The sequence below is a fragment of the Nonomuraea sp. bgisy101 genome, assembly GCF_057708945.1.
In genome coordinates this window covers 101,990-113,806 of sequence record NZ_JBYITD010000011.1, presented here as the reverse complement: position 1 = coordinate 113,806, position 11,817 = coordinate 101,990, and the positions used below count along the sequence as shown (strand labels likewise).

The 11,817-nt window shown below is 72.0% G+C and carries 11 protein-coding genes; 2 read left to right on the top strand and 9 right to left on the bottom strand.

Translation table 11 applies throughout. The annotated features are described in order from the left end of the window. Positions 1-10: 10 nt before the first annotated feature. On the top strand, positions 11-616 hold the full coding sequence (locus AC3EO4_RS22075) for a TetR family transcriptional regulator (protein WP_431897449.1): 606 nt from the start codon (positions 11-13) through the stop codon (positions 614-616). On the opposite strand, the gene AC3EO4_RS22070 is transcribed toward AC3EO4_RS22075, so the two are convergent. From AC3EO4_RS22070 to AC3EO4_RS22030, 9 genes are all read right to left on the bottom strand, one after another. Next, positions 585-878: a DUF6204 family protein gene (locus AC3EO4_RS22070; RefSeq protein ID WP_431897447.1), complete on the bottom strand. Its 294-nt coding sequence runs from the start codon at positions 876-878 to the stop codon at positions 585-587. The two genes, AC3EO4_RS22075 and AC3EO4_RS22070, sit on opposite strands and share 32 nt — an antisense overlap. Continuing rightward, complete coding sequence (locus AC3EO4_RS22065; RefSeq protein WP_431897445.1) at positions 860-1,504, bottom strand: TetR/AcrR family transcriptional regulator; 645 nt, start codon at positions 1,502-1,504, stop codon at positions 860-862. The genes AC3EO4_RS22070 and AC3EO4_RS22065 overlap by 19 nt, the downstream gene beginning before the upstream one ends. Positions 1,505-1,543: 39 nt before the next feature. After that, entirely contained in the window at positions 1,544-2,830 is a 1,287-nt protein-coding gene (locus AC3EO4_RS22060) for a hypothetical protein (protein WP_379581304.1), read from the bottom strand. Between the two features lie 43 nt (positions 2,831-2,873). Then, on the bottom strand, positions 2,874-4,040 hold the full coding sequence (locus AC3EO4_RS22055; protein ID WP_431897444.1) for a glycosyltransferase: 1,167 nt from the start codon (positions 4,038-4,040) through the stop codon (positions 2,874-2,876). A 96-nt stretch (positions 4,041-4,136) separates the two neighbouring features. Continuing rightward, positions 4,137-4,799, bottom strand: a complete 663-nt coding sequence (locus AC3EO4_RS22050; RefSeq protein WP_431897442.1) for an MFS transporter — start codon at positions 4,797-4,799, stop codon at positions 4,137-4,139. 32 nt (positions 4,800-4,831) lie between these two features. Beyond that, positions 4,832-5,434 carry an MFS transporter gene (locus AC3EO4_RS22045; RefSeq protein ID WP_431897441.1) on the bottom strand — a complete coding sequence of 201 codons (603 nt, stop codon included), beginning with the start codon at positions 5,432-5,434 and terminating at the stop codon, positions 4,832-4,834. Beyond that, positions 5,431-8,751 carry an MMPL family transporter gene (locus AC3EO4_RS22040; protein WP_431897440.1) on the bottom strand — a complete coding sequence of 1,107 codons (3,321 nt, stop codon included), beginning with the start codon at positions 8,749-8,751 and terminating at the stop codon, positions 5,431-5,433. Before AC3EO4_RS22040 ends, AC3EO4_RS22045 begins: the two co-directional genes overlap by 4 nt. After that, positions 8,744-10,357 carry a fatty acyl-AMP ligase gene (locus AC3EO4_RS22035; RefSeq protein WP_431897438.1) on the bottom strand — a complete coding sequence of 538 codons (1,614 nt, stop codon included), beginning with the start codon at positions 10,355-10,357 and terminating at the stop codon, positions 8,744-8,746. The genes AC3EO4_RS22040 and AC3EO4_RS22035 overlap by 8 nt, the downstream gene beginning before the upstream one ends. Positions 10,358-10,481: 124 nt before the next feature. After that, positions 10,482-11,117 carry a hypothetical protein gene (locus AC3EO4_RS22030; protein ID WP_431897437.1) on the bottom strand — a complete coding sequence of 212 codons (636 nt, stop codon included), beginning with the start codon at positions 11,115-11,117 and terminating at the stop codon, positions 10,482-10,484. A 63-nt stretch (positions 11,118-11,180) separates the two neighbouring features. On the opposite strand from AC3EO4_RS22030, the gene AC3EO4_RS22025 reads away from it, so the two are divergent. Then, complete coding sequence (locus AC3EO4_RS22025; RefSeq protein WP_379581298.1) at positions 11,181-11,807, top strand: IclR family transcriptional regulator; 627 nt, start codon at positions 11,181-11,183, stop codon at positions 11,805-11,807. Positions 11,808-11,817: the final 10 nt, after the last annotated feature.

Below are 11,817 nucleotides of genomic sequence, written 5' to 3'. Positions count from 1 at the left end.
CACTTGATCCATGAACCTGCGCGACCGCAAGAAGGAGCGAACGCGGCAGCTGCTGTCCGAGACCGCGATCGCGATGTTCCTCGCCGAGGGTTTCGACCAGGTGGCGGTCGCCGACATCGCGGCGGCGGCGGAGGTGTCGAAGCCGACGCTGTTCAGGTACTTCACCTCCAAGGAGGACCTGGTCCTGCACCGCTTCGCCGACCATCAGGGCGAGCACGCCAGGGTGGTCGCCGCCCGGGATCCGGGTGAGACGCCGCTGGCCGCCCTGCACCGGCACTTCCGGGAGGGGCTGCGGGCGCGCGATCCCGTCACCGGGCTCTGCGACGTGCCCGAGGTGCTCGCCTTCTACCGGCTGGTGTTCGGCACGCCGAGTCTGTCCGCCCGCCTGGCGGAGTATCGTGCGGCCGACGCGGCCTCGCTGGCCGGCGCGCTCGGCGGCCCCGCGCCGCGCCTGGTGGCCGCCCAGGTGATCGCGGTCGTCGACGTGCTCGCCCACGACAACGTCGCGGCCGTCGCGGCCGGCCGTACGGCCGACGAGGTCTTCCCGGAGGCGGCCGAGGCCGCCGACACCGCCTTCGACCTGCTCAGCCGCGGCGCCGCAGGGCGCGGCTACTGATCTCTGTCAGGTTCGTGACGCCGATCGTCTCGTTCTTGAACGGGTAGGAGAGCGCGTCGAGGGCGGCGATCTGGGCCTCGGTGTCGTCGTCCGCCTCGGTCTGGAAGCGGAAGGTGAACCAGCTCACCGACTCGTCGTAGGCGAGCGAGCCGCGCTCGCTGAAGCCGATCTCGCAGGCGTCGACCCGGGAGCGCAGCATCTCGTGCTGCACGTCGGTGAGGCCGTCGAACCTGGCCCTGATGATCACTCGGTAGGTGTCCATGCCGAATCTCTCGTCGCGTAGGTGAGTACCCGGGCGCCGAGCAGGCTCTCGATGGTGTCGAGCCGCTCCAGCGTCGCCGTGGCGATGGCGGAGGGGTCCTGCCCCTCGGCGGTGCGCCTGCCGATCTCGCGCAGGACGTGGGCGTGAACCCAGCCGAGCTGCTCGGCGACCAGCGACGGCGTCGGGTCGCCAGGCTCGGCGCCGCCCTCCTCCGCCAGGACGCGGGCCAGCTCGTCGACCATCTGCTCGGCCAGGCCCGCCAGCCTCGCGCTCAGGGTCGGCGCGGCACGCGCCATCTCCACGAAGCGGCCGAACCCCTCGGTCAGCCCGATGCTCCTGTCGCGGCGGCGCAGCTCGTCGCGCAGCGTGGCGAGGATGGCGCCGGCCGCCGACGATCCCGCCGGCCGCCCGCGCACGATGGCGGCGAGCCTGTCCTTGGAGACGGGCGGGATGACCAGATCCTCTTTGACCTTGAAGTAGTTGTAGACGGTGTTGACCGACACGTCGGCCGCCGCGGCCACTTCGGCGATCGTGACCTGGTCGAATCCGCGCTCGACGAAGAGCCGGAGCGCCACCTCGGCGATGTGGCGCTTGGTCTCCAGCTTCTTGCGTTCGCGCAGGCTCACACGATGGAGTCTATGCCAAATTTGGAGTGGACTCCAAAATTAGGCGGCGGCCAGGTAGACCTGGCCGAACACCTCGGCGTACTTCTTCAGGTCGGTCGCCACGTCCACCTCGGGCGTCGCGGGGTTGTAGAGCGTGGCCAGGCGCGGCTTGACCTCGCTGAGCCTGGCGAGCTGCTCCCAGGTGGCGTTGCCTGCCAGCTTCTCGCCGAGCACCCTGTTGACCGCGCCCTTGGCGTCCTGCCAGCGCGTCCACAGCGTCACGGTCTCGGCCGCGTCGGACTGCAGCGGCGTCGCCACCCGCTCGGTGATCGTCTTCAGCGCCTGGTCGGCGGTCAGCTTCGAGGAACCGGGCGCGGTGAAGACCGCGTCCTCGGCGCCGATCGTGGCGTAGGCGTCCCACGCGCGGGCCCTGACCTGGATCCACTGGTTGCGCTGGGCGGCGGCGGCGTCGATCTTCCAGGCGGCGTACTCGGTGGCCAGGTGGCCGTTGTCGAGGGAGAGCTGGTCGACCAGGCCCTTGGACAGCCACGCGCCGACGCGCTCGGGGTCGAGCAGCGGGTACTTCTTGCCGATCTCGGTCTTGCACGCCTCGTTCGCCCCGCAGCCCAGCACCGGCACGACCGTGTGCAGGGCCAGCTTCCTGCCCGGGACCGCGTCACGCAGGGCTGCCGCCGCCTCGGTCACGAACCTGTCGATCTCCTCGGCGGAGGTGAACGTCTGGTTGTAGCCGAGCTGGGAGCTGAACCTGATGCCCGTGACGCCCTGCTGCAGCGCCAGCGCACCCACCCGCTTCACGGCCTCCGCGAGCTTGCCCGCCTTCCAGTCGTCGGCCAGGTCGGTGTCGATCCAGACCCGCAGCCCCGCCGCGGTCGCGGCCTTGACCGCCTGTCCTTCGGCGGTCTCGGCGGCGGTCTTCACCGCGGCCGCCGACAGCTCGGAGGGGTCGACGTAGCAGTCCTTCGCCCCGCCTTCGCACTCGGGCGTGCCGCCGCCGTCGTTCTCCCCTGCGGGGTCGGGGTCGCCCACATCGCCGGAGGTGCTGTCGTCGGGCACTTCGGGGCAGCTGTTGCCCTCCTCGGTGCAGTCGATCGTCGGGCTGTCGACGGGCACGGTGTTCCGCATGTTCTCGCCGTCGTTGTCCAGCCAGAACCTGGCGATGTCGGCGGCCTCCTCCGGCGTCGCCATCCACCTGCAGACGACGTACGCGGGGGTGTCGCTCGACATCAGGTCGTTGCAGCTCCTGGGGTCGTTGTCCGACCAGGCAGGGACGCCGATGCCCAGCAGCGAAAGCGCCAGGCCGATGACGAAGATCTTCCGGAAACGCATGTCGCCTACTTCGCGGGGGGATCAAAGGTGGGCAAGTAGCACACTATCCGGACAGTTGTAAGAGATCCACTGCTTGTCGCACTCCGTCTTCCACCCGCAGTCGAGCGGCCAGTCGAGGATTCGGTACGGCACGCAGCACCCTCGCCGCCAGCGCCTCGGCGGTGAGGCGTCTGACCGGCAGCGGCGCGGGGCCCGCCCCGAGCGCGGCGACGCGCGCACCCCAGAAGTGCTGGTCGGCGAAGAACGGGCAGACGATGTTCGGCACACCCGCCGTGAGGCCGGTCGCCGTGGTGCCCGCCCCGCCATGATGGACGACGGCGGACACGAGCGGGAAGAGCGCGCCATGATCGACCTCCTCGACCGGCAGGACGTTCGCCGAACGCTCCACGTCCAGCCCCTGGACCACGGCCCGCACCCCCGCCAGCCTGAGCGCCTGGAGGACCCGCGTGGCCAGCCCCTCGGGCGGGCGCATGCTGCCGAACCCGACGAACACCGGCCGCGGCCCCTCCTCGACGAAGGCCGTGATCTCATCCGGCAGCGGCCCAGGCGGCAGCCGCCAGTAGCCGGTGAGGTGGACCCTCGCGGGCCAGTCCCGCGGCCTGGGCACGACCAGCGGGCTCACCGCGCACAGCACGGGCGCCTCGCGCCCCCGGCGTGCGGGGCCGAGCCCGAAAACCGAGCGCCGCAGCCTGTCGACCATCCGGCCCAGGACGAGCGAGCTCAGCCTCTCGATCACCGCGTAACTGACCCTGTTGCCCCATCCGCCGAGAGTGCGCGCGGGCACGAGCGGATTGGGGAAGGCGGCCGTGGGATGGCTGGGCTGGAAGTGCATCAGCAGGTACGGCATGCCGTACCGCTCCGAGAGGTGCGCGCCCATGCCGCCGAGCGCAGGGGCGAGGACCAGGTCGGCGTCGCGGGCGGCCGCGTCGACCTCGACCACCAGCTTCTCGGCGAGCGGTTCGACGACCCGCCTGAATCCGGAGACGAACCCGAGGGGGCCGCTGCGCAGCCACGCCTGGCCCTCGTCCGAGTCGAGCACGGCGACGGGGTCCACGCTGAGCGGCGCGAGGGCGAGCCCGTCCATCAGCGGCGCGTAGCGCGGAGCGGCGACGACCGTGACGTCGTGGCCGCGCGCTCGCACCCCGCGGCCCAGCGCGACGCACGGCTGGGTGTCGCCCCGCGAGCCGAACGCCAGGATCGCGACCTTCACCGCAGCGCCGCCACACGCACAGCCACCCCCACCAGGACCGCGACCTTCACCACAGCGCCGCCACGCTCACAGCCGCCCCCACCAGGATCGCGACCTTCACCGCAGCGCCGCCACGCTCACGGCTGCCCCCACCAGGACCAGCGCCGCCGCCACCAGCAACCCCGCCGAGTAGCCCGAGGCGAACGTCCCCGCGCTCTGCACGATCACCCCGATCGCCGCGATCCCGAACAGCCCTGAGATCTCCCTGCCCACGGTGAAGACGCCGCCCGCGACCCCCGCCCGCGTCTCGGGGACCGCTCCCAGGACCGCCGAGCCGAGCGGCATCGTCAGCGCGGACCCGACCCCGATCGCGCACACGGCGGGCAGCAACTCGCCCCACCCGTCGCCGGGCCCGAGGAAGGCGACCGACCCCATCCCCGCCGCCACGAGCACCAGCCCCGCCGCGGCGGTCCTGCCCGCTCCCATCCGCCGCTCCACCAGCGGCACCAGCGGCGTCACCGCCACGACCAGGACGGCGAGCGGCACGAACGCCACACCCGAGGCGGTCGGCGAGAAGCCCAGCACCCCCTGCAGGAAGATCGCCGTGTAGAAGAAGACGCCGTTCACGCCGAGGCCCCACAACACCTGGGCGACCACACCGCCGGTGAAGGACCGGGCCGTGAACAGCGCCAGGTCCACCATGGGCTCGGCCGCCCGCCGCTCGACCACGACGAACGCCACCGCCCCCACCGCGCACGCCACCCCCGCCGCGACGATCACCGGCGACGTCCAGCCGTACTCGGAGCCGTGGATCAGCGCGCCGCGCCCCTCTCCCTGCCCTCGGGGACGACGGCGAGGGCCAGCGCGATCACCGCCGCCCCGACGGGCACGTTGATCAGGAACACCCACGTCCAGTGCGCGTGCTGGCTCAGGTACCCGCCGACCACCGGCCCGAGCGCCAGCGCTCCGGCACCCGACGCCATCCACACGGCCACACCCGCCGACCGCTGCCGCTCGTCCTTCCCCGCGAGGACGGCGAGCGTCGCGGGCAGGATCAGCGCCGCGCCCACCCCTTGGACGAGCCTCGCGGCGACCAGCAGCTGGACCGTGGTCGCCAGCCCGGCGCCCAGCGACGCTCCCGTGAACGTCACCAGGCCCGCCACGAGGACCCTCCTGCGCCCGTACACGTCGGCGAGGCGACCGCCGGCGAGCATGAGGCCCGCGAAGGTCATGATGTAGCCGGTCGCCACCCACTCCAGAGCCGCGAGCCCGGCGCCGAGATCCGCCCTGATGGTGGGGAGCGCGACGGTGACGACCGTGTTGTCCAGCGTCGTCACGAACCCGGCGAGCGCCACCACCACGAAGAGCGGCCACGTCCTGGCGCTCCTGGCCCCGTGGAGGGCGAGCTGGGTCATCCGTCCACCTCCTGCCAGCTCCACCCGGGGCCGTCGGGGTCGGCCCTGACGACCCTGGTCCGTGGCCTGACCTTCACCCAGGTCAGCCGGGGCTCGGGGGCGGCCCCGCCCTGTTCCCGCGCCTCCTGTCCCCGGGCCGGCTGCTCCCGGGCCGGCTGTCCCTGGGACCCCTGTTCCCGGACCGACTGCTCCCAGGACGACTGCTCCCGGGCCGGTTGTTCCCGGGCCAGCTGTTCGCTGGCCAGCTGTTCCCGGGACGACTGCTCCCGGGACGGTTCCCTGCGGGGCCTGCGAGGAGCGGTGGTGCCGGGATACGGGTTGAGCCCCCGCCTGCGTCGCACGCTCCTCCCGTTGACCGGCTCGGCCCTCCCGTTGACCGGCTCGGCGGGCGCCGGGTGAGGGGTGGCGAAGGCCGGTCGGACGGGGTCGGTGTCCGCCCCGAAGAGCGGGCCGCGGTCGAGCACGGGGCCCGGGTCGGTGTCGAGCGGGCGGACGGGCGCGGGACCGGCCGGGAGACGGACGGCGGGCGCGGGACGGCGCTCGTCCTCGTCGGCCCACTGCCAGCCTGGTCCGTCGAGGTTGGGCCTGACGACCCGCCGGGTGCTCGCCGCCGCCTCCACCCGCTCCCTGGACACGACGGCGGGCGCGGGTTCGGACACGGGAAGAGCGGCAGGCGCGGCGAAGGGGGCGGACGCAGGAGGAGGGGCGGGCGCGGCAAGCGGAGCGGGCGTGGGCACGGGCAGGGAGGCGGGCGCAGGAGAGGAGGCAGGCTCGACAAGCGGAGCGGGGGCGGGCGCAGAAAGAGGGTTGGACGCAGGAGAAGGGGCGGGCGCGGCAAGCGGAGCGGGCGCGGGCAGGGATGCGGGCGCGGGCGGCATCGGGAGGGCGGCCGTGGAACGCGGCGCCGTCACGGGAGGCGGCGCGGGCGCAGGGGCCGGGGCTGTCACGGGGTGGGGCGCGGGCACAGGCTCGGACGGGACGCGGGACACAGACCGGGCGGAAGACGCGGACAGGGCCGGAGACGCGGACCGGGTGGGAGACGCGGACAGGGCCGGAGACGCGGACCGGGTGGGAGACGCGGACAGGGCCGGAGACGCGGACCGGGTGGGAGGGGCCTTGGCGGGATCGCCGGCGGCGTGCTCGCGTAGCTCGATCCGGCGGTGAAGGCCGCGTAAGGGGCCGGGCAGCCACCAGTTCGCCGACCCCATCAGCCGCATCGTCGCGGGCACCAGCAGGGCGCGTACCAGCGTGGCGTCGACCACGATCGCCACGAACATCCCGACCCCGAGAAGCTTCACGATCGTGATCCCCGCCGTCGAGAACGCCCCGATGACCACCAGCAGCAGCAGCGCGGCGCTGGTGATGATCCCACCGGTCTTCTGCAGCCCGGCCGCCACGGCGGCAGTGTTGTCGCCCGTCCGCAGCCACTCGGCCCGTACCCGGGACAGCAGGAACAGCTCGTAGTCCATCGACAGCCCGAACACCACCGCGAGGATCAGCACCGTGACCGTCGCCTCGATGGTGCCGGTGGGCGTGAACCCGAGGAAGGTGGCCAGGTTCCCGTACTGGAACGCCCACACGATCACGCCGAAGGAGGCGCCGATCGACAGGACGTTCATCAGCAGCGCCTTGAGCGGCAGCAGCAGCGATCCGAACGCCGCGAACAGCAGGACGAAGGTCGCCCCGCACACGACGAGCACCATCCACGGCAGGGTCGCGGTGAGGCTGGCGATCAGGTCCATCTGCGCGGCGGTGGGCCCGCCGACGACCACCGACCTGACGTTGGGCTCGGGCGCCATCGCTCTGATGAGCGTGACCAGCGAACGCGCCGAGGGCGACATCGGGTCGCCCTCGTAGCGGACGGCCAGCCGTACGGCGCCGTTGGTCTGGGAGAAGCCGGTGACGTCGACGCCCGTGACTCCGGGAAGGCGGCGCAGGCGGTCGGTGAAGGGTTTGACGTCCGTGGGCAGGACAGGGGTGACGGGGCTGACCACTGTGTGGCCCTGGCCGAGCGGTCCGGGCAGGAGCGGGTCGTTCTCTTGGAAGTCGCGTTCGACCAGCACGTGCACGTCGATCGCGGCCATGGAGTTCTTGGCGAAGGAGGTGTCGATCGCCTCCGCGACCTGGCGGCTCTCGACCCGCGCGGGCAGCACCCTGTGGTCGACGTTGCCGAACTGCACGTCGACGAACGGCAGCGCGAGCGAGATCAGAACCGCGGTGACCCCGACGAGGTAGAGCAGCGGTGTGCGCATCACGCTGGAGGCGACGGCGTGCCACGCCCCGCCGTTCCTCGGCCCGCCGAAGGAGGGGGTCAGGCGCAGCGCGTCCACCCGCGGGCCGAGGATCCCGAGGACGGCGGGCAGCACCACGAGCGCGGCCGCCATCGCGACGAGCACGACGGCGGCGGCGCCGAGCCCGATCGAGCGCAGGAACATCTGCGGGAACAGCAGCAGTCCGAGCAGCGCGGTCGCCACCGTCAGCCCCGAGAAGGCCACCGTCCTGCCGGCCGTGGCCATGGTCGCCACGACGGCCGCCTCGGTGGACGCCCCTCGTCTGATCTCCTCGCGGAACGCGCTGAGGACGAACAGGGAGTAGTCGATCGCAAGGCCGAGTCCGAGCATGGTGACGACGTTCAGCGAGAACACCGACACCTCGGTGACCTCGGTCAGCAGCCGCAGCAGGACCAGCGCGCCGAGCACCGACAGCAGCCCGACCAGGAGCGGCAGTCCGGCGGCGACCAGGCTGCCGAAGACCAGCACGAGCAGCACCAGCAGGACCGGCATGGAGATCGCCTCGGCCCTGGCCAGGTCGGCGCCCGTCTGCGTGTTGAGGTCGTCGAGCAGCGGCACGGCTCCGCCGATCTTGACGGTGAGACCTTCGACGGTTCGCAGCCGCCGCTCGATGGCGGCGTAGGCCCGCTGCTTGTCGCCCTTGAGGGTGATCAGCGCGTAGGTCGAGCGCGAGTCGCGCGAGATCATCTTGGCCGAGTGGGTGGTCCAGTACGTCGTCATCCGCCGCACGTGGATGGCCGGCAGGCGGCGCAGCGAGTCGTGGACGGCCTTCTTGTACCTCCTGTCGCGGGCCGACACCGTGGGATGTGTGTAGAGCACCACCACGTCGGGCGAGTCGCCGCTGTACCAGTCGTCGTTCCAGGTCGCCGACGTGGTCGACTCGGCCGCGGGGTCCTCGAATCCTCCGTCCGCCATCCGCCCGAACACCTCCAGGCCGAAGGGCGCGACGAGTACCGCGGCGGCCACGCTCAGGACGAGGAGCGTCCAGCGGCCGCGGTGGACGAACCGGCCCAGCGACTCAAACAAGCACGCCCTCCAGATAGGCCTGCCGGCAGGCCCGCCGGGCGATCTTCCCGCTGGAGGTGCGCGGCACGGCGCCCGCCGCCACCAGCACGACCTCCGCCGCCACCTCGTGGTCGCGCGAGATCGCGGCGCGGACCGCGCTGATCACGCTCTCCTGGTCGCGCTCCAGTCGTGACCGCTCGGCCACGACGACGAGCCGTTCCGTCTCTGCCCCCGGCACGGCGAACGCGGCCACGTGTCCCCTGCGCACCCCGTCGGAGGCCTCCTGCGCGGTCGCCTCGATGTCCTGCGGGTAGTGGTTGCGCCCGTCGACGATCACCAGATCCTTGATCCGCCCGGTGATGTAGAGCTCTCCCTCGTGGATCACGCCGAGGTCGCCTGTGCGCAGCCATCCGTCGGCGAAGACCTCCGCGGTGCGCGTGGGGTCGCGCCAGTAGGCGCGGGCCACGTTCGGCCCGCGTACCTGGATCTCCCCCACCTGCCCGTCGCCGGCGGAGTCGATGCGAACCTGCTGCCCGGTCGGCCTGCCGCAGGAGACGAGCGTGCTGGCGAACCCCTGCCCGCCGTACGGCACGGCCTGCCCTTCCTCCAGGGCGTTCCTGTCGAAGCCGGTGACCAGAGGCGGCTCGTGGATCGAGCCCGCGGCGACGAAGACCGTCGCCTCGGCCAGGCCGTAGCCGGGCGTGTGCGCTTCGGGACGAAGGCCGTAGGGGCCGAAGACGGAGGCGAACCTGGAGATGGTCGAGGGCCGGACGGGCTCGGCCCCGTTGAGCATGACCCGCACCCCTGACAGGTCGAGCCCTTCGAGGTCGGCGGGGTCGGTGGCTCGTGCGGCCGTGTACTCGAAGGCGAAGTTCGGGCCGCCGGTGTAGACGTCGTCGTGCCCTGACAGCAGCCGCATCCACCGCGTGGGCTTCATGACGAAGGCCACGGGGTCCATGAACACCGCCCGGTTCCCGCCGACGATCGGGCACGCGATGATCGCGATCAGCCCCATGTCGTGGAAGAGCGGCAGCCACAGGGCGGCGACCGAGGTGCGGGGCCTGGCGTCGAAGGCCTCCCAGAGCTGGGCGGCGTTGGCGCTGACGTTACCGTGCGAGATCTCCACCCCGGCGGGCGCCCTGGTCGAACCCGAGGTGTACTGCAGGTAGGCGAGGTCGTCGGGGCCGATCGGCTCGTCCTCCCACTCGTCGGCGAGCAGGTCGGAGACGGTGTCGACGGCGATGACGGCCTTGGCGGGCGGGAGTCCGGACATGGCGGCGCTGGTCGTCAGCACGACCACGGGATCGGCGTCGGCATAGGCGAGGGCGAGCCGTTCGGCGTGGCCCGGCAGTTCGGGCGAGAACAGCGGCACGGCCACCACTCGGGCGTACATGGCGCCGAGCATCGCCACCACGTACTCCAGGCTCTGCGGCGCGAGGATGGCGGCTCTGTCGCCGGGGGCGCAGACCTCGCGCAGTCTCACGGCCAGCGCCCTGGCCTTGAGATCGACCTGCCGCCAGGTCAGCGTGTGCTCCTGCCCGTCGCCCAGGTAGTCGACGAAGGTGTAGGCGGGCGCGTCGGGGATCTCCCGCGTCCATCGCGCGATCCGGCCGATCAGAACGTCCATGCCGAAAGTCCCCTCGCCGCTGACAGGGACCTAGCAAATTACGGCAGAAAGGCGTGCGATTCTTGCCAAACGCCTGCACATTCCGCTTCCGGTCTTGTTACCAGCGTGACAACCAGCAGGCCCGCTAGGCGATCATGAGGCGGACGACCACGCCGGAGCAGTCGCTCGCCACGCAGATCCGCACCGGGACGGCGAACACGCCGGGCCGGGTCGGCACGCCGCCCACATGCCCGTCGGGGCCGATCGTGATGCCAGGGGGGAGCTGGCGCGGGTCGATCACGGTGAAGGTGGGCAGCACGCCTCGGGGGGCGCCCTCGATCTCGATCTCGCCGTCGATCATCACGCCGACACGGCCGGGGAAGGTGAGCTGGCTGGGCGACCACGACGCCCTCTTGTGCACGATGATCGTGATCGGCTCGCGTGTGCAGGTCCCGCCCTTGCACATCGAGATCATGGCGTTGTAGGTGCCGGGCCGCGTCGGCTTGCCGTACAGGAAGCCGAGCTCGGAGACGCCGACGCCGGGGGCGACGGCGGCGCGTTCGAAGTAGTAGACGTTGGCGGTCGTCAGCAGCCGCTCGTCGACGTCGACCCCCTCGGTGAGGTGGAAGACGTTCTCGACGAGCAGGTTCGGGTGGCTGTGGTTCTGGATCACGGGAGTGTCGCGGACCATGGAGACGGGCTGCGTGCCCATGGACGGAAGCAGTGGAATGGCCGCGAGCACGGCCGTGACGGCCGCGAGAGCGAGCCATTTCAACTGCATGACGGATTACCTACCCTTCCGCAGCTCAGCGTCACACTCCGCGCACACGGACATAATCAGGGCATGGCTGAATCCGCCCAGACGCTTGAGCGTGGGCTCCATCTGCTCAGGCTGCTCGCCGACGGCCACGGCGGGCGCACGCCGACCGAGCTGGCCACGCAGCTCTCGCTGAGCCGCCCTGTGGTCTACCGGTTGCTGACCTCGTTGCAGAACGAGGGGTTCGTCCGGCGTGACCGCGAGGGCAAGGCCCACCTCGGGTACGGCGTGCTGGTGCTGGCCCAGGCCGTGCAGCCACTGCTGAGGGCGGCGGCGCTGCCGACGCTGCGCCGGCTGGCCGAGCAGGTCGGCGCGACGGCGCATCTCACGGTGGCCGAGGGCGACGACGGTCTGGCCGTGGCCGTGGTGGAGCCCTCGTGGACGAACATGCACGTCGCCTACAGGGAGGGCGCGCGGCATCCACTCAGCAAGGGCGCCGCGGGGCAGGCGATTCTGGCGATGCGCGCGGGTGATTCCGGTTATCTCGTCACGGAGGGGCAGTTGCAGGAGGGCGCGCGCGGCGTCGCCGCACCTGTCACGGGACTGCCGTGGCTGGAGGCGTCGGTGGGCGTCGTGACGTTCGGGCCGCTGGACGAGGAGGTCGGCCCCCGGGTGGTCGAGGCCGCCCAGGAGCTTACTGTCGCGCTCGGTTGACATCCCGTCG